The 19,156-nt window shown below is 66.3% G+C and carries 11 protein-coding genes and 1 pseudogene; 5 read left to right on the top strand and 7 right to left on the bottom strand.

The window, feature by feature from the left end:
* Positions 1–44: 44 nt before the first annotated feature.
* Complete coding sequence (locus CFB46_RS28845; protein WP_089502101.1) at positions 45–572, top strand: GNAT family N-acetyltransferase; 528 nt, start codon at positions 45–47, stop codon at positions 570–572.
* Positions 573–597: 25 nt separating this feature from the next.
* Here CFB46_RS28845 and CFB46_RS28850 read toward each other — a convergent pair whose 3' ends face one another.
* From CFB46_RS28850 to CFB46_RS28860, 3 genes are all read right to left on the bottom strand, one after another.
* Complete coding sequence (locus CFB46_RS28850) at positions 598–1,944, bottom strand: glutamine synthetase family protein (RefSeq protein ID WP_027781151.1); 1,347 nt, start codon at positions 1,942–1,944, stop codon at positions 598–600.
* Positions 1,945–2,096: 152 nt separating this feature from the next.
* Positions 2,097–2,654, bottom strand: coding sequence for a helix-turn-helix domain-containing protein (locus CFB46_RS28855; RefSeq protein WP_027781152.1), 558 nt, complete (start codon positions 2,652–2,654; stop codon positions 2,097–2,099).
* A 17-nt stretch (positions 2,655–2,671) separates the two neighbouring features.
* Positions 2,672–3,961 (bottom strand): NAD(P)/FAD-dependent oxidoreductase, encoded by a 1,290-nt coding sequence (locus tag CFB46_RS28860; protein ID WP_089502404.1) that lies wholly within the window; start codon positions 3,959–3,961, stop codon positions 2,672–2,674.
* Between the two features lie 278 nt (positions 3,962–4,239).
* On the opposite strand from CFB46_RS28860, the gene CFB46_RS28865 reads away from it, so the two are divergent.
* Together CFB46_RS28865 and CFB46_RS28870 are read left to right on the top strand one after the other, a co-directional pair.
* Positions 4,240–4,467 carry a DUF2945 domain-containing protein gene (locus CFB46_RS28865; protein WP_089502102.1) on the top strand — a complete coding sequence of 76 codons (228 nt, stop codon included), beginning with the start codon at positions 4,240–4,242 and terminating at the stop codon, positions 4,465–4,467.
* Complete coding sequence (locus tag CFB46_RS28870; RefSeq protein ID WP_089502103.1) at positions 4,464–5,024, top strand: DUF488 domain-containing protein; 561 nt, start codon at positions 4,464–4,466, stop codon at positions 5,022–5,024. Before CFB46_RS28865 ends, CFB46_RS28870 begins: the two co-directional genes overlap by 4 nt.
* Positions 5,025–5,042: 18 nt before the next feature.
* Here CFB46_RS28870 and CFB46_RS28875 read toward each other — a convergent pair whose 3' ends face one another.
* The 4 genes from CFB46_RS28875 to CFB46_RS28890 all read right to left on the bottom strand — a co-directional run bounded on the left by CFB46_RS28875 (position 5,043) and on the right by CFB46_RS28890 (position 16,777).
* Positions 5,043–6,215 (bottom strand): HlyD family efflux transporter periplasmic adaptor subunit, encoded by a 1,173-nt coding sequence (locus tag CFB46_RS28875; protein WP_089502104.1) that lies wholly within the window; start codon positions 6,213–6,215, stop codon positions 5,043–5,045.
* Positions 6,212–8,437: a type I secretion system permease/ATPase gene (locus CFB46_RS28880; RefSeq protein WP_089502105.1), complete on the bottom strand. Its 2,226-nt coding sequence runs from the start codon at positions 8,435–8,437 to the stop codon at positions 6,212–6,214. Before CFB46_RS28880 ends, CFB46_RS28875 begins: the two co-directional genes overlap by 4 nt.
* Positions 8,430–9,953, bottom strand: a complete 1,524-nt coding sequence (locus CFB46_RS28885; RefSeq protein ID WP_227789542.1) for a TolC family protein — start codon at positions 9,951–9,953, stop codon at positions 8,430–8,432. The genes CFB46_RS28880 and CFB46_RS28885 overlap by 8 nt, the downstream gene beginning before the upstream one ends.
* A 422-nt stretch (positions 9,954–10,375) precedes the next feature.
* Positions 10,376–16,777 carry an Ig-like domain-containing protein gene (locus CFB46_RS28890; protein WP_089502107.1) on the bottom strand — a complete coding sequence of 2,134 codons (6,402 nt, stop codon included), beginning with the start codon at positions 16,775–16,777 and terminating at the stop codon, positions 10,376–10,378.
* A gap of 1,162 nt (positions 16,778–17,939) precedes the next feature.
* On the opposite strand from CFB46_RS28890, the gene CFB46_RS28895 reads away from it, so the two are divergent.
* Positions 17,940–18,677 (top strand): sulfite exporter TauE/SafE family protein, encoded by a 738-nt coding sequence (locus CFB46_RS28895; protein ID WP_089502108.1) that lies wholly within the window; start codon positions 17,940–17,942, stop codon positions 18,675–18,677.
* A 15-nt stretch (positions 18,678–18,692) separates the two neighbouring features.
* Positions 18,693–19,147 (top strand): annotated as a pseudogene (locus tag CFB46_RS36795) (amino acid permease); the annotation flags it as partial.
* Between the last annotated feature and the right edge of the window lie 9 nt (positions 19,148–19,156).

The raw sequence follows: 19,156 nt of genomic DNA on the forward strand, positions 1-19,156 counted from the left end.
CGAGCAGTAACACGGCATACGGCAACCGATCGCACGGGGAACGCATGGCACCGAACACGACGACGATCGACATCCGCTCGGCCACATCCGCCGATGCACCGATCATCGCCGACATCCACGTCGCGTCGTGGCAAGCCACCTACATGGACATCATGCCGGCGCCGTTCCTCGCCGGCCTGTCGGTCGAAAAGCGCACGGCCGCCTGGCGCCAGGCACTCGACGCAGGACGGCCGCGCGTCGCGCTCGCCTTCATGAACCGCGTACCGACCGGCTGGATCGCATACGGCCCGACGCGCGACACCGACAAGGATCCTGCGTGGGGCGAAATCGAAGCGATCTATCTGTATCCGTCGCATTGCGGACAAGGCATCGGCACGTTGCTGGTCGATCACGCATGCCGATCACTGCATGACGCAGGCCATGTGTGGGTATCGCTGTGGGCACTGGTCAAAAACCGTCGCGCGAGAGCGTTCTACGAACGCGAAGGTTTCGTCGCAGAAGGCGACATCAAGACGTTCGAGATCGACGGTACGCCGATCGAGGAAGTGCGCTACTGGCGCGCACTTCCTTGACCGACTTCCTCGACGCACGCGGCACTCACAGAAACCACCGATACTCCCGCGCCCCGATCTCGTTGCGAAAATCCAGCTCCTCCTGCCGCTTGTTCTCGCAGTACACCATCACGAACTCGCTGCCCAACCCGTCGCGCACGGCCGGATGATCCTGCATCGCGGCGACCGACGACAGCATCTCCTTCGGAAAATCGATGCCGCTGCCGCGATCCTCGTTGAGCGGCGCGATCGGCTCGAGCCGCGCATCGAGCCCGTGCTCCATCCCGCCGAGGATCGCCGCAAGCACCAGGTACGGGTTCGCATCCGCGCTCGCGAGCCGGTGCTCGATCCGCAGATCGCGTGCATCCGACTCCGGAATCCGGATGCATGCGTCTCGATCCTCGAAACCCCAACTCGCGCGACTCGCCGCGTTCACCATCGACCCGTAACGCCGGAACGCATTGTGATTCGGCGCGAACACAGGCATGCAATGCGGCAGCAGCGCAAGGCAGCCGGCCACCGCATGCCGCAACGGCCGCTGTCCGTCCGCCGCCAGCAGGTTGCGCCCCGCCTCGTCATACAGGCTCACGTGCACGTGCATCCCGCTGCCCGGCGCATGCAGGTACGGCTTACCCATGAAGCTCGCGCGATAGCCATGACGCAACGCGACGCCGCGTGTGCTGCGGCAGAACAGCGCCGACCAGTCGGCCGCGCGCAGCGCGTCGTCGGTATGCCCGAAATTGATCTCGAACTGGCCGGGTCCGAGCTCCGCGGTGATCACCGTCGCATCGACGCCCTGCTCGCACGCGGCGTCTACCATCTCGTGCAGCACGTCGGAGAAGCGCGACAGGCGTTCGATATGCATGTTCGGCTGATCGTCGCGGTCGTCGCTCAGGCGGTCGCGCGGATACTGCGGCACGCCTTCCGCGAGCCGCGCGGCGAACAGGTAGAACTCGAGCTCGAATGCGACGACCGGCCGAATGCCGCGCGCCGCGAACCGCCGCAGCACGCGCGCGAGCACCTCGCGCGGCTCGAATTCGATCGGGGAATCGGTGCCGTCGGAGCTGATCAGCATCTGCGCAAGCGGCTGCCGCTCCCAGCGCACGGGCTTCAGCGTGCCGGGAATCAGGCGGCGCGGCGCATCGGGATCGCCGTCGTTGAAGCAGTAATCGCCGATCTTGTAGAGGCCGCCCTGCGTGCCGAGCAACACGCAGTTCTGCGGCAGCTTCAGCAGCGCGCCGGATGCGATTTTCTCGAGCGCGTCGATGGGATAGCGCTTGCCGTAGAAATGCCCGGGGAGATCGAGGCAGATCAAGTCGACATAACGGATCTCGGGGTGCGCCTGCCGAAATGCGCGGACTTCACTGACCAGCGCGGGAACGACGTCAGCCATGTCTCATCCTTTTCATGTCTCGTATGGCGGCGCCGCGGCGCGGCGAACCGGATTCACGCGGAATGCAGTGCAATGTACGCCGCATATCGATCAGTACTGCAAACAGGCTGCGTGGCGCGGCGGCCTGCGACACCGCCCGCCCCGCCGGCCACTCAGGTGAATACCCAGATCACGCGCGTCGGCGCGTCGGTCAGGTTCGCATACCGGAAGCGCTTGTGCGCGGGAAGCTGAAACGCATCGTTCGGGCCGAGCGTGACCGGCGTGTCGTCGCCGTCGATCCAGATCGTCAATTCTCCTTCGAGCACGAAGCCGCCCTGCTCGTCGCTGTCGTCGACCGGCCGCTCGCCGCTGCTCGCGCCCGGTTCGAGATGACTTTCGAGGATCGAGAAGCGCGCACGCATGTTCGGCGACACGAGGATGTCGGTAATGCCGGCCGCGTAATACACGGTGCGGCGTTCGTCGGGCCGCGTGACCCATGGCACGCTGCGCGGCTTGCTCAGGCTGTAGAAATACGTGGTCGGCACACCGAGCGCCTCGCCGATCGCGGTGAGATCCGCGACCGTCGGACGCGACAGTCCGCGCTCGACCTGCGACAGAAAGCCGACCGAGCGGCCGATCCGTTCGGCGAGATCGTTCAGCGTGACCTTGCGATGCTTGCGCAGATCGCGGATCAGGATCGCCAGACTTTCTATCTCTTCGCGTTCGTTCATGTTGGATTCCGGTGCAGTCAAACGGTATCGCGCAGACGGTACCAGGCCTTGCCGATCGCTTCGAGCGGTGCGGCCAGCCGGTCGCCGCCGGGAAAGCGTGGGTTGCGGATGCGCTGGTACTGCGCGAGCAGGTGTGCGTCGCCGAGCACGGCGTCGGCCACCGCGCGCGCGCCGGCGAGCGTCGGCAACACGCCGTGCCCCGAAAAACCCTGCAGCCAGAAGCGCTGCCCGTGGCGGCCGATGTCCGGCGTGCGGCGCATGCTGATGTCGATGTGGCCGCCCCACGCGTAGTCGAGCGGCACGCCGGCCAGTTGCGGGAACACGCGTTCGAGGTGCGGGCGCGTCGCCGCCGCGATATCGGCCGGGATGCCGCCGAGATACGTGCAGCCGCCGCCGAACAGCAGCCGGTTGTCGGGGCTCAGGCGGAAATAGTCGGGCACGAACTGGTTGTCGATCACGCAACTGTTGCGCGGCAGCAGCGCATGCGCGACGTCGGGCGCGAGCGGCGCCGTTGCGACCTGGTACGTGCCGACCGGCAGCAACCGGCGCGCGAGATCGCGATCGAGCCGGTCGACGTACGCATTGCAGGCAAGCACCAGCACGTCTGCCCGTACTTCGCCACACGCCGTGCGGGCGATGTGGCCGCCCGCCGTCTCGCGACAGTCGAGCACGCGGCTCTGTTCGAAGATGCGGCCGCCCGCGTGCTCGATCGTCTGCGCAAGGCCGAGCGCGAGCTTCAGCGGGTTCAGGTGGCCGGCCTCCGGATCGTGCAGCGCGGCGAGATAGCGCGTGCCGCCGATCCATTCAGGCATCTCGTCACGCCCGATCACGCGCAGCCGATCGTAGCCCCACCGCTCGGCCGCCTCGTCGCGCGCCCGCGCCAGCATCGCGACGCGCCGCGGCCGCACCGCGGCCCACAGGCTGCCGGGCCGGTAGTCGATGTCGAAACCGTGCCGCGCCGGCAGTTCGCGCACCTCGCCCGCCGCCCAACGCATGCTGTCCCACAGCAGGCGCGCGCCGTCGCGGCCGAGCGCATCCTCGAGCGGCTGCATGTCGCACGACCAGCCGAGCAGCGCCTGTCCGCCGTTGCGGCCCGATGCCGCCCACGCGACGCGGCTGGCTTCGAGCATGACGACGCGCTTGCCGGCAAGCGCGAGCCGTAGCGCCGTATGCAGCCCGCTGAAGCCCGCGCCGACGACCAGCACGTCGGCGTCGACGCGTTCGTCCAGCGCCGGCCGATGCGGGATCGGCGCCGGATAGGTGCCGGCGTAGTAGCTTGCGACGTGACGGTCGGACTGCACGAACATGCGGAACCCCGTGAAAATTACGCCGAGAAATTTCATGAAAAACTAGCATGACAATTTCATGCGGGCAAGGGGGGACCGGCGTCCATGCCGTTGGGGAAATGAAGGGCACGCCGATTGCGCATGCAGCACGGCTACCGCCGCCGACGTCCGTGTCTTTTACCGTGTGCGGTCGCGGCCGATAATGAACCCATGCACGCTCTTCCTCGCGGCCCCCGGCGCGCACCGCCAGGGTCGCGAAGGCCGACCCACCGCGCATCGACACAAGGAGGCACCCCGGCATGACTACGCCATTCAGGCTGGGCGACCACGTCCGCTGGAATTCCGAGGCCGGCTACGTGACCGGCACGATCGTCGCGATCCACATCGCCGACTTCGACTACAAGGGCCATCGCCATCGCGCGTCGCCCGAGGATCCGCAGTACGAGATCAAGAGCGACCGGACCGACCACGTCGCCGCGCATCGCGGCCGCGTGCTCGAACGCATCGACGGCAAGGACGACGCATGACGCTCCCGTTCTACACGATCGGCCATTCGAACCGCACGCTCGACGAATTCATCGACCTGCTCGACGCGGTCGAGATCACGCTGCTCGCGGATATCCGCAAGATGCCGCGCTCGCGTACCCATCCGCAGTTCAACGAAGCGACGCTGCCGGATGCGCTCGCCCCCGCCGACATCGCGTACGAACACATCGCCGAACTCGGCGGCCTGCGCGGCAAGTCGCACGGCGTGCCCGACGACGTCAACGACTTCTGGACGAACCGCAGCTTTCACCGCTACGCGGACTACGCGCTGTCGCCGGAGTTTCACGCGGGCCTCGACCGGTTGATCGCACAGGGCCACGAGCAGCGCTGCGCGATCATGTGCTCGGAAGCCGTGTGGTGGCGCTGCCACCGGCGAATCGTGTCCGACTACCTGATCGCGCGCGGCGAAACGGTGCTGCACATCATGGGCCGCAACCGCGTGGAACCCGCGCGGCTCACGGCCGGCGCCGTGATCCGGGACGACGGCACGATCGTCTACCCGGATCCCGAACGCAGCGATTCGGCGCCGCACGCATGATCATGCCGCGCATGCGCACTAGCGTTCGCGCAACGCCTCGGCGGCCCGGTTCAGCGGCTTGACGAGGTAGTCGAACACGGTGCGGCGCCCGGTGCGGATCTCCGCGGTGGCGACCATGCCCGGCAGGATCGGATGCCGCTTGCCGTCGCGGGTTTCCAGATACGCGTGCTGCGTGAGCACGTAGACGCGGTAGTAATACACGCGCCGGTCGACCTGGTCTTCGATCGTGTCGGGCGAAATCCGCTCGACCTTCGCCGGCAGCGAGCCGTAGATCGACGACTCGAACGCCGTGATCTTCACGGTCGCCTCCTGCCCCGGATGAATGAACGCGATGTCGCGAGGGCTGAGACGCGCCTCGATCAGCAACTGGTCGTCGAGCGGCACGATTTCCATCAGCATGCCGCCCGGCGGAATCACGCCGCCGACCGTCGACACCCGGATGTCCTTCACGATGCCGCGCGCCGGCGCGCGAATCACGGTTCGTCGCAATTGATCGGCACGCCCTTCGCGAACCTTGAGCAGCGGTTCGAGATCGGCCATCGTCTTCGAGTAGTCGGCTTTCAGCGCGACGTAGTACTCGCTCTGCGCCGCCGAGAGCTTCGTCGAGAATTCGGCGGCCTTCTGACGCAGCCGGAGCACCTCCACCTCGTTGGTCGCGCCGGTTTTCAGCAGCGGCAACGCAATCCGGAGCTCGTCCTCGGCGAGGCGCAATTGTTCGCGCAGGTTGGCGACGTTTTCGCGAAACGCGCGCCGATTCGCGACGAACAGCTGACGCTCGCGCCCGGTCACGGCCTTCTCGTTCGCCAGTTCCGCCGGGAAGTCGATGCCGGGCAGGTCGTTCATCTCCGCATACAACCGCGCCGCGCGGCCCTGCAATGCGGTGATCCGCTCCAGCGTTTCCTCCATCGACGCGCGCGCGAGCACCGGATCGAGCGTCGCGAGCCGTTGGCCCGTGTCGACGACATCGCCCTCGCGCACCGCCAGCTCCAGCAGGATGCCGCCTTCGAGGCTCTGGATGACCTGCCCTTTCGATGCCGGCGTGACCTTCGCTTCGCCGACCGCGACTTCGTCGAGGTTCGCGAACACGGACCACACCAGGAAGATCGCCAGCGCGGCGACGATCAGCCACAGCATCCGCCGGGCGGGCACTGCTTCGCGCGCGCGATTCACCAACCACGGAAAATCGCTCATCGCGTCTCTCCCGCCATCCGCGCCGGCAACGGACGCGAGCCGCCGGCCGGTGCGCGCGCGGCGGCCGCCGGCTCCGGCGTGCCGGAGCCGCGCAACGCGGCCAGCACCTCGTCCTTCGGACCATCGCGCACCACGCGCCCGCCATCGAGCACGATGATGCGATCGACGATCGACAGCACCGGATAACGATGCGTCGCCACGATCAACGTGCGATTGCCGAGCCACTGCTGCAGGCGCTCGACGATCGCCCGCTCGGTCGCCTCGTCGAGCGATGCGGTCGGCTCGTCGAGCAGCAACACGTTCGGCGAGCGCAGAATCACGCGGGCCAGCATCAGCGCCTGCTTCTGGCCGCCGGACAGGCCAAGGCCGCTTTCGCGCAGCTTCAGGTCGAGGCCGTGCGGCTGCCGCAGCAGCAACTGGTCCGCGCACGCGACCTTCATCGCGGCGAGCATCGCGTCGTCGGTGGCGAGCGGACTCGCGATCAGCAGATTCTCTCGCAGCGTGCCGTAGAAAAGGCTCGATTCCTGCAGCAGCATCCCGACGTCGCGGCGGACATCGGCAACGTCGATCAGCGGCATCGGCGTGTCGTTGAACAGGATGCGCCCCTGCACCGGCGTCGCGAGCCCGCCGAACAGCCTCAGCAACGTCGATTTGCCCGCGCCGACCCGGCCGAGGATCGCGACCCGTTCGCCGGGTTCGATCGATAGATTCGGAATACTGAGCACGGGTTTTTCCTGGGGATCGAAGCTGTATCCGACCTGCTCGAAGCGATATCGGCCGACGAGCGCCGGCTTGTGATACGCATCGACCGCCGGATCGTGGTCGACCGGCAGCGCGAGCAGGTTGTCGAGCCCCTTCTTGCCCGCCCGTACGTTCTGGATGCGCGACAGCACGGCGGGAATCTGACCCAGCGGCGCGATCGTGCGGCTCGTCAGGATCGAACAGGCGAGCACGGCGCCGAACGACAGGCTCGCGTCCAGGATGCCGTACACGCCGGCAACCAGCACGCCGGCGTAGGCAAGCTGCTGCACCGTCTGCGCGAGATTGACCAGCAGGCCGGCCAGCCGGCGTTGCTGCAAGCCGATATCGGCATTCACGCGATTCGTATGCGCCCACATCTGCCGGAATCGCGGCTCCGCCTGCAACGCCTTGATGTCCTCGGCGCGATAGATGGCCTCCATCAGGATCGCGTTGCGCAGCGCCGATTCCTCGAGCCCCTGGTTCGACAGCTTCGCCAGCGGGATTTGCGCAAGCACGCCCGGCAGGATCAGCAGCGGGATCGCCGCGAGCGGCACGAATGCAAGCGGCCCGCCGAGCAGCCAGATGATGAACAGGAACGTGATGACGAACGGGATGTCGATCAGCACGCCCATCGTGCTCGACGTCAGCAGCTCGCGCAGCTGTTCGAGATCCCGAAGCTGGGCGACCAGCGTGCCCGGCGAGCGCGGCCGCGCGTCGTTGCGGATGTCGAGCACGCGCGCGAAGAACATCGCCGACAGCTTGAGGTCCGCCTGCTTGCCGAAATGATCGGCAATCGACACGCGCGCGGTACGGAGCAGCAGCTCCAGCGCGAGCGCGAGCACGACGCCTGAAGCCAGCACCCACAACGTATGCGTCGCCCGCGCCGGGACCACACGATCCCACACCTGCATCGCGAACAGCGACGTCGCGATCGCGAGCAGATTGCCGAACAGCGAGCCGGCGCCGAGATCGAGCAACACCTTCCATTGCGCCGAGAATAGATCGTGCAGCCAGGTGTCGGGTTTGGCGGACAAGTAGCCGTCGACGCGCTCGTCGCGCCGCGCGACCCGCTCGTGGACGATCAGCACGCGGGCCGGCCATGCCGGCGCCGGCGCCGGCGCGTCCAGATCGATCGCGCGTTCGAGCGGCTTGCCGTCGAAGACGAACTGGACGACCGCACGTCCCGCCGCGACCGACACGATCACACCGACATGTGCATCGTCGAACACGGCGAGTGCCGGCAGCATCGCCGGCGTGAGCCGCGCCGGCGGCAATGCGACGAACTGCGCGGTCAGGCCTGCGGACGCGGCGACTTCGACGACGGCCGTGTCCGGGTCCGCGACGCTCGCCCACGATGCCGCGCCGCGCACCTGCTCGGGCGAGACGGCCAGACCGAGGTGCCGTGCCGCGAAAATCAGCGGGTCGGCCCAGCGCGCGATGTCGGCGCCGGCATCGCGCCCGGCGCGAAACGCATCATTCATGACGACTCCCCTCGTGTTCGCGCAGCAATTCGACGAACTTGCCGACTGCCACGTATGCCTTGATGCGCGCAATCGCGCCGTCGGCCAGTGCATTGATCGACTCGACTTCCGATTCGAAGATGTCGCGCTCCGGATTCACGACGTCGGTCAACGTACGCTTGTTCAGGATGTATTCCTGCCAGTACAGGTCGCGCGACGCCCGCGACAGCGCGGTCACCTTCTCGTAGCCGTTCAGGCGTGCCGCGGCACCCGTCGCTTCGATCTGCGCCGACTTGAGCGCGCTGCGCGTGACGAGCCGCCGGTTCTCGAGGCTTTCACGGTTCGCGCGCAGTTCGGCTTCGGCGGCCGCGATCTGGTGTCGCGCCAGGCCGCCCAGCGAGTAGTTGCCGCTCACCGCGAAACCGATCCACGTATCGTTGGTGGCGTTCGGGCGGCCGCTCGATATCGAACGGCTCGCGCCGATACCGATGGAAGGAAAGCGCTCCGCCTGGGCGACCCGCACGCGCGCATCGGCCGCATCGACGGCGGCCGCCGCGGCGAGCACCGACGGCGTTCGTTCGATGTCGCCGCCGGCATACCCGAGATCGCCGACGAAATCCACCGTGCCGCCGAGATTCGCCACGCGGCGCGGGCGCGCGCCGATCAGTTCGGTGAGCTTCGCGGCGGCGACGTCGAAGCGCGTGTTGGCCTTCAGCACTTCCGCCTGCGCATGCAGGATCGCCAGTTCGACCAGATTGCGGTCCGACGAAACCGATAGTCCGGCCCGCACGCGATCGAGGATCTTCGTGCGCGTGTCGCTCAGCGCGACGACCTGGCGCCGCGCGGCCGCGACGACATCCTGGCTGGCGGCCAGTTCGACGAACGTCGTCGCCGTCTGGTACGCGACCGTCTCGATCGTGTCGGCCAGTTGGTACTGCTTCTGGCTGCGCGTCGAGTCCGCCGCGGCAATCCGCCCCGACGTGCGGCCGAAGTCGTACAGCAACTGCGACACGCCGATCGATGCGCGCGTGCCGGTACGGTTGCCGTTGCTGCCGAAACTTCCGCCATAGCCGGGACGCACGCCGTAGTCGATCTTCGGGTACCAGGCCGCCTTCGCGACCTCGACCTCCGACATGCTTTGCGCCACTTCCGCATGGGCGCGGCCGATGTCGGGATGGCGCGCGATCGCGACGCCGACGGCGTCGCGCAGCGTCAGACGGTCGAGCGCGATGCGCAGCGTTTCGCCCGAGTCGCCGGCGGCATCCTCGGCATCCTCGGCGCGCCCGGCAACGGGGACATCGAACTCGTCCTGCCTGTCCGGCGTGATCGTCGTCACCCCCGCCGTCATCCCATCATGCAGCGGCGACACCGGCGCTTGCGGGTCGATCGGCGCCATCGCGCGGGACAGGTTCGCGAGGACGATGCGCCGCGCCGGATCCACGGGCGGCAATGGCGGCGCCACGTGCCGGCGCGGTGCGGCGGCGGGCATGCCGGCCGGCAGCGGCACGAACGACGCCGTCGCCACCGCCGGCCGCATCGATGGAGCGGCCGCCCTGGGAGGCGGTGGCGGCGCGACCGGCAATGCATACGCAGACGGTGCCGTAATTGCGTGGACCGCATCAGCCGGCACGCGCGCCGCGGTCTCGAACGAATCGGTCAGCCGGCCGCTCGGCAGCGGAGACGACGACGCGAACGCCGCCGGTGCGGTGTCGAGCAGCGCGATCGCGAACAACACATGGCCTGGATGGAAAACGGCACGCACCGCGCAAACGGCGCGACGCAAGGTGTATCTGGAACGAGCGATTGTCTTGAGCATCATCGGGACGCCGGCGGCGAGCCGTCCGGCAAAGCAGGCCCCCCTTGCCGCGGGGACGGATATGCGTCGGGCAAGCCCGCGTCGCGATGCGACGGGGCTCGCCGTGTCGGGGGAGGCAGGCCGGCCTCCCCGTCGCGCCGCGGTCAGACGATGATCTGCTGGTTTGCGAGCAGGGTCTCCAGGTTGGTCGTCACGTTGTTCAGCGTGACGAGGGTTTCGGAACCGAACGCCGTCCCGGCGCCGTCGCGATCGATGCTGATCACCGTATCGGCGCCGACGTTCGTCACCGACAGGAACTGCCCGATCGTGTCGCCCGCATCGATCGTGGGCACGCCGTCCACGTAGTGCGCGGGTCCGTCGGCATCGGCCGTGTAGCCGACCAGCAGCTTCGACAGATCGATCTTGTCGCCGCTCGTATCGGTCGGGCCGCTGGCCAGCTGGAAGTCGGTGATGACGTCCTGACCGTTGCCGCCGGTGTTGTCCGCGCCGACGACTTCCCACAGGAACACGTCGGTGCCGGCGCCGCCCGTCAGCGTGTCGTTACCGGCGCCGCCGATCAGGATGTCGTTGCCGTTGCCGCCGTCGAGCGTGTCGTTGCCGGCACCGCCGCGCAGCAGGTCGTTGCCGTCGCCGCCGTTCAGCACGTCGTCACCGCCGTAGCCGTACAGGCGGTCGTTGCCGGACGTGCCGGTGACGGTGTCGCTGCCCGACGTCCCCTCGATGATCGACGCCGACTGCGTCGAGCCGAGCAGGTTCGCATTCAGCAACTGACCGGCCGTGGCCGACGCCGACAGGCCTGTCTTGTCGGTCGCGGAGATCGTCACGCTGTCGAGCGCGCTGACGCTGATGAGGCCGCCGTTCAGCGTGATCGAACCGAGAAACTCGTTGAGCTTCAGGTTGTCGATCGTGCCGCCGTCGGTCGCCGTGATCGTCAGGTCGGACGACGGCCCGATCAAGCCGAGGATCCCGGGGTTGTTGACGACGTTGAAGTGCAGCCCCAGTTCGTTCGCCAGCGCCTGGTTCGCGTTGAACTGCAGCGCGCCGAGGCCGATCAACCCGCCGTAGTGCAGCGTCACGTGATCGAGGTTGTTGTTGTAGTCCGATGCGGAGAACGCCTGCTGCGTGCTGAAATCGATCAGATTGAGCAGATTCGCGCCGATGATCCCGAGCAGGTTCCCCGACGCCTGCGCCGATACGACCGGTGCGACATTCGGATCGATCGTGAAAAGCTGCGAGGTCGTCGGGCCGAGGTTGCCCGCCGCATCGACGACGCGCACCGTCGCCGTGTAGTTGGCCGCGGACAACACGCCCGGTGCATACCAGGTCCAGTTCGTGCCGTTGACGGTCGCGTTGGTCCAGTGTGCGCCGCCGTCGAGACTGACCTGGACGACCTCGCCCGCGCCGGGCGCCGCGTTCAGCGTGCCGCCCAGGGTCGGGGTCGTGTCGCCGGTGATCCAGTCGTTGGGTACGCCGGTGTTGTCGGTCAGGGTCGTGAGCGTGGCCGTCGCGGTCGGGGCGGTCGTATCGACCGTGATCGCGAACGATGCGCTCGGTGCGCTGACGTTGCCCGCGGTGTCCGTTGCGGTGACGGTCAGGCTGTGTGCGCCTTCTCCCAGGCCGGTGGTCGGCGTGAAGGTCCAGTTTCCGGATGGGTCTGCCGTCGTCGTGCCCAGCAGGGTCGTGCCGTCATAGACGCTCACCGTGCTGCCCGCTTCTGCCGTACCGGCAAGCGTCGGGGTCGTGTCGTCCGTCGTTGCATCCGTGGTCAGCAGGCCGGTGATCGAACCGACGTCGTCCGTGACGGTAGCGATGATCGGTGCGGCCGGTGCCGTCAGGTCTGCAACCGTCACCGATGCGGACGGACCGGTGTTGCCGGCCACGTCGGTGGCCGTCACGCCGATCACCGTGCCGATCGGCAGCGGGGTCGATGGGGTGTACGTCCACGCGCCGCTCGGGTCGGCCGTTACGGTGGCGTCCGGCGTGCCGTCGCCGTTCGTGTCGATGTTGAGCGTTGCGCCCGCTTCGGCCGTGCCCGATAGCGATGTACCGTCCGTCGCGTTCACCGTCGGAATCGCAGGGGCTGTCGTATCGATCGTCAGGTTGAATGCCGTGCTCGGAGTACTCACGTTGCCTGCCGTGTCCGTTGCGGTGACGGTCAGGCTGTGTGCGCCTTCACCCAGGGCGGTGGTCGGCGTGAAGGTCCAGTTTCCGGATGGGTCTGCCGTCGTCGTGCCCAGCAGCGTCGTGCCGTCGTACACATTGATTGTGCTGCCCGCCTCCGCCGTACCGGCAAGCGTCGGGGTCGTGTCGTCCGTCGTTGCACCCGTCGTCAGCAGGCCGGCGATCGAACCCACGTCGTCCGTGACGCTAACAACGATCGGTGCCGCAGGCGCGGTCGCGTCACCCGTCACCGTTACCGAAGCGGACGGACCCGTATTGCCTGCCACGTCGGTGGCCGTCACGCCAATCACCGTACCGGCCGGCAGCGGAGTCGACGGCGTATACGTCCACGCGCCGCTCGGATCGGCCGTCACGGTGGCGTCCGGCGTGCCGTCGCCATTCGTATCGATGTTGACCGTCGCGCCCGCTTCGGCCGTGCCCGACAGCGATGTACCGTCTGTCGCGTTCACCGTCGGAATCGCCGGGGCTGTCGTATCGATCGTCAGATCGAAGGCCGTGCTCGGAGTACTCACGTTGCCTGCCGTATCCGTTGCGGTGACGGTCAGGCTGTGTGCGCCTTCTCCCAGGCCGGTGGTCGGCGTGAAGGTCCAGTTTCCGGTCGGGTCTGCTGTCGTCGTGCCCAGCAGCGTCGTGCCGTCATAGACGCTCACCGTGCTGCCTGCTTCCGCGGTACCGGCAAGCGTAGGCGTTGCGTCATCCGTACTGCCGCCAGAAACGATCGCACCAACAACGGAACCGACATCGTCCGTGACGCTAACAACGATCGGTGCCGCAGGCGCGGTAGCGTCACCCGTCACCGTTACCGAAGCGGACGGACCCGTATTGCCTGCCACGTCGGTGGCCGTCACGCCAATCACCGTACCGACCGGCAGCGGAGTCGATGGAGTGTACGTCCACGCACCGCTCGGATCGGCCGTTACGGTGGCGTCCGGCGTGCCGTCGCCGTTCGTATCGATGTTGACCGTCGCGCCCGCTTCGGCCGTGCCCGACAGCGATGTACCATCCGTCGCGTTCACCGTCGGCAATGCAGGAGCCGTCGTATCGATCGTCAGATCGAAGGCCGTGCTCGGGGTGCTCACGTTGCCTGCGGTGTCCGTTGCGGTGACGGTCAGGCTGTGTGCGCCTTCACCCAGGCCGGTGGTCGGCGTGAATGTCCAGTTTCCGGTCGGGTCTGCTGTCGTCGTGCCCAGCAGCGTCGTGCCGTCGTACACATTGATCGTGCTACCCGCTTCCGCGGTACCGCTCAATGTCGGCGTCGCATCATCAGTAGTACCACCAGAAGTGATTGCGCCGACAACGGAACCCACGTCGTCCGACACGGTGCCGATGATCGGCGCGGCCGGCGCCGTCGTGTCGCCAGTCACGGTTACCGAAGCGGACGGACCCGTATTGCCTGCCACGTCGGTGGCCGTCACGCCAATCACCGTACCGGCCGGCAGCGGAGTCGACGGAGTGTACGTCCACGCACCGCTCGGATCGGCCGTTACGGTGGCGTCCGGCGTACCGTCGCCGTTCGTATCGATGTTGATCGTTGCGCCCGCTTCGGCCGTACCCGACAGCGATGTACCATCCGTCGCGTTCACCGTCGGAATCGCAGGGGCTGTCGTATCGATCGTCAGGTCGAAGGCCGTGCTCGGGGTGCTCACGTTGCCTGCCGTGTCCGTTGCGGTGACGGTCAGGCTGTGTGCGCCTTCTCCCAGGCCGGTGGTCGGCGTGAATGTCCAGTTTCCGGTCGGGTCTGCTGTCGTCGTGCCCAGCAGCGTCGTGCCGTCGTACACATTGATCGTGCTACCCGCTTCCGCGGTACCGCTCAATGTCGGCGTCGCATCATCAGTAGTACCACCAGAAGTGATTGCGCCGACAACGGAACCCACGTCGTCCGACACGGTGCCGATGATCGGCGCGGCCGGCGCCGTCGTGTCGCCAGTCACGGTCACCGAAGCGGACGGACCCGTATTGCCTGCTGCATCAGTAGCCGTCACACCAATCACCGAGCCGACGGGCAGCAGAGTCGACGGCGTATACGTCCACGCCCCGCTCGGGTCGGCCGTTACGGTGGCGTCCGGCGTGCCGTCGCCGTTCGTGTCGATATTGACCGTTGCGCCGGCTTCGGCCGTTCCCGACAGCGATGTACCGTCCGTCGCATTCACTGTGGGAATCGACGGAGCTGTCGTATCGACCGACAGATCGAATGCCGTGCTCGGAGCGCTCACGTTGCCTGCCGTGTCCGTTGCAGTCACCGTGATCGAGTGCGCGCCTTCGCTCAAACCCGTGCTCGATGTGAACGTCCAGTTTCCAGACGGATCTGCCGTCGTCGTGCCCAGCAGGGTCGTGCCGTCGTACACGCTCACCGTGCTGCCTGCTTCCGCGGTACCAGCAAGCGTCGGCGTTGCGTCATCCGTACTGCCGCCAGAAACGATCGCACCAACAACGGAACCCACGTCGTCCGTCACGGTGCCGATGACTGGCACGGCGGGTGCCGTCGTGTCGCCAGCCACCGTTACCGAAGCAGACAGACCGGTATTGCCCGCCGCGTCCGTAGCCGTCACACCAATAACCGTGCCGACCGGCAACGGAGTCGACGGCGTATACGTCCACGCCCCGCTCGGATCGGCCGTCACCGTTGCGTCCGGCGTACCGTCGCCATTCGTATCGATGTTGATCGTTGCGCCCGCCTCCGCCGTACCCGACAGCGACGTACCGTCCGTCGCATTCACCGTCGGAATCGCCGGGGCTGTCGTATCGATCGTCACGTTGAATGCCGCGCTCGGAGCACTCACGTTGCCTGCCGTATCGGTTGCAGTGACGGTCAGGATGTGAGCGCCTTCACCCAGCGCCGTGGTCGGCGTGAACGTCCAGTTTCCGGAAGGATCTGCCGTCGTGGTGCCCAGCAACGTCGGGCCGTCGTACACATTGATTGTGCTGCCCGCTTCCGCTGTACCGCTCAACGTCGGCGCCGCATCATCCGTGCTGCCGCCAGAAACGATCGCACCAACAACGGAACCCACGTCGTCCGTCACGGTGCCGATGACCGGCACCGCGGGTGCCGTCGTGTCGCCAGCCACCGTTACCGAAGCAGACGGACCGGTATTGCCTGCCGCGTCCGTAGCCGTCACACCAATAACCGTGCCGACCGGCAACGGAGTCGACGGCGTATACGTCCACGCCCCGCTCGGATCGGCCGTCACCGTTGCATCCGGCGTACCGTCGCCATTCGTGTCGATGTTGATCGTTGCGCCTGCTTCGGCGGTGCCAGACAACGACGTACCGTCCGTCGCGTTCACCGTCGGCAATGCCGGAGCCGTCGTATCGATCGTCATGTCGAATGCCGTGCTCGGAGCACTCACGTTGCCTGCCGTATCCGTTGCAGTCACCGTGATCGAGTGCGCGCCTTCACCCAAACCCGTGGTCGGCGTGAACGTCCACTTCCCGGACGAATCCGCCGTCGTCGTGCCCAACAACGTCGTACCGTCATAGACCCTCACCGTACTACCCGCTTCCGCGGTACCACTCAACGTCGGCGTCGTATCGTGCGTCGCACCGCTGATCGCAACCGGATGTTGCGCATCGTCGTTGACGGCCGTAATCGCAGGCGTTTCCGGCACGACCGTATCCACCACGATCCCCACCGTGCTCAACTCGCTCGTATTGCCGCTACTGTCGGTCTGCGTCACCGTGATCTGATGGGCGCCTTCGGGCAACGTACCGGGCGTGTACGACCAGTGCCCGTTCGCGTCCGCGGTCACCGTACCGACCGTCTGACCATCGATCTGGATCGTCACGGTCGCGTTCGGCTGAGCACCCGAACCGGCGATCGTCGGCGACGCACGACCCGTGACGATATTGCCGTTGCCGCCAATCGGCTGCCCATCGATCGAGTCGATCGCCGGTCGCGCGGGTCCGGTCGGCGTTCCGCCGCCGCTACCGCTACCGCCGCCATCCCCGCCGCCGCCGCTGGCCGCGGCTGCCGCAATGCCGCCGGCCGCGGCGACGCCGCCGAGTATTCCGAGCAGGGCACCGGTCGACAAGCCGTCGCCGATCGGCGCATAGACGAGCGCCGAATCGACGATGCCGTCGCCGGTCGCCTGCAAGGCGGGGCCGAACTGCACAAGAAATCGCCCGTCGTCCTGGACGAAGACGAGATTGTGATAATCCGCGCCGTTCTCGAAGAACGCCTGCAAGCGCACCGTTCGGCCGTCCTTGAATTCGACGACCAGGTCGTTCCCGGAGCGCGCGTAGTTGGCCACGTCCTCCTTGTGAGCCGACAGCAGGAAATTGGCGGGACCGCCCGGCGACGCGACGACCTGCGAACCATTGGCGACCGGAACATCGACGTGATTGCTCAAGACCGACGAGGAAACCATTGCCCGACTCCTTGTAGATGGGGGTGACAAACCTGGCCCGTCGCTGACGGGCAAACGTTCAACCAAACAGGCGCGACGGGGCACGACGCGATTTCGCGCCGCTGCAAATCGGGTATCCGGCTCACGCGGGACGCAATGAGCCGCTAGCCCGCCCGAGGCGGTCTATAACGGAAAAGGAAGAGGAAAGGAGCCGGGCTGCTATGGAATCAGCGAGGAATCCAGACGGCCGGAAAAGCCGTTCGCCCTGCGTGTCGGGAAACGGCCCACTACGGCGCACCACCCCGACAGACGTACGTGTTTGATGGCCCTTGTGCCGCGGATTTTCTCCATACGGCGATTTTTGGTTTGATATTGGATCTGCATCTCTACCGCCCTCGCCATATTAGTTATTTCCTTTTATCGCGAATAATCAACAATTCGCTCGATCAAGGCGAATTGTCGCGGTGCACCATTACTCTCTTTATGTACCGCTCGTGCCTGCATTTAGATTACACCGATCTTTCATGGACATGATTGCACTCCGTTGAAGCTTTTACAAATATTTTCAGTCTTTCGTTCAATATATTTTTCCATCACTATAAAAAGATCAACAATTTGCAGAATTGATTCGTCGAATTCATTGTCTCGACAATGATTTATCGCGATTCTGGTATCTCGAAAAGGCCGCCCGCATGGGCTCACGTCCCGGAACGAAAACGAAACCAGATAGCGGCATGCAACTATATTGAGGCCGTGTATTCCGGCGCGTCGCATCAGGCTACAAACCTCGTCGGGAACAAGGATCTCTTCGAGCCCTTTCGTTCTTCTCGATCTCTATCGAAAGCCCGTAGCCATCCACGGCGCCGCCAAACCTCCATATCCGTCTGCCGAACACCCGGAATTCAATTCAGTCTTCGCTGTAACGATATCCGTCACACCGGAAAACCAGCTTCTCAAAAAACCAAATCTGACAAATCCTAAAAAGGAAATAAATAATGAGGTTTTGTCCAAATTGAATCCTCACCATAGATAATCGGTGCGCGTTTTGTCCGCGCACCGGTCATCGCCCGCATGGCGCGAACGTGCGTGCGTGGAGGGCGGTCCTGAACTACCATCGTGCATCCTCACGCGGCGGGCTTGGCCCGTCAGCGGTTGCAGGTCGGATATCCCGGATCAATCGATCGTGCTTGCTCTCATCGTCGTCGCCGGCCTGTGGGCCGGCCTCCAGAACGCCCTCGCGGGCGGCGGTTCGTTCGTCACGCTGCCCGCGCTGATCGTGTCGGGAATGTCACCGCTCGCGGCCAACATCACGTCGACGGTCGCACTGTTCCCCGGCCAGGTCACGACGGGTTGGGCAAGCCGGACCATGGTGAGCGGCGTGGGCAAGCTGCCGTTTCGCGCATTGTTCGCGATCAGCGTGGCCGGCGGCGCGCTCGGCGGCCTGCTGCTGCTGAAAACGCCGTCGTCGATCTTCTCGCAACTGGTGCCGTGGCTCGTGCTGTTCGCGACGGTCGTGTTCGCGTGGGGCAGTTTCTTCCGCAAGCCGGGCGCGGGCGCGCGACATCTCGGCCCCGTCGCGACCGGGGTCTCGCAGTTCCTGATCGCGGTCTACGGCGGCTACTTCGGCGGTGGCATCGGATTCCTGATGATGGCCGCGCTGACGATGGCCGGCCTGCCGCCACGCCACGCGATGTCGACCAAGAACGCGCTCGCGGGCGTGATGAACGCATCGGCGGTCGTGCTATTCCTCACCTCGCCGCACCTGCACTGGCACGCGGCGATCGCGCTCGGCGGCGGCGCGATCGTCGGCGGCCTGCTGGGCGCGTGGGCGCTGCATCGCGTGAACGAACGCGTGCTGCGGATCGCGATCGTCTGCATCGGCGCACTGCTGACCGTCGGGTTGTTCGTCAAACCGATCTGAAGCCACGCTCGTCCCGCCGAGATCGCCGCCATGGCCGCGGGCGAATCGGAAAACCCGAGCAGGAACGTGATCCGCGCGATCAAGAGCGCGATCGTGCGCGTGATGGTGTTCTACGTCGGCTCGGTGTCGATCCTCATCCTGTGCATGTCATGGACCGACAAGGTCAACCTGAAATCGCCGTATGTATCGCTGCTCGGCATGGCGGGCTTCACGGGGGCAGCCGTCGCGACGAAGACGTGCTGTTCGTGTCGTTCATGTCCGTGACGAACTCGTTCCTGTTCTCGAACTCGCGCGTGCTGTCCTCGCTGAGCCATCGCGGCCACGCGCCCGCGATGTTCGGCCGCGCCAACGCGAAGGGCGTGCCGATGAACGCGCTCGTGCCGTGCCTCACCATCTGCGTGTCGATCCTCGGCATGCACTTCGCGAGCGGCGGAGATTTGTTCCTGCTGCTCGCGAAGAGCAGCGGCGCGGGTGCGCGT

The sequence above is a fragment of the Burkholderia sp. HI2761 genome (assembly GCF_002223355.1).
In the GTDB taxonomy this organism is placed as follows: Bacteria; Pseudomonadota; Gammaproteobacteria; order Burkholderiales; family Burkholderiaceae; genus Burkholderia.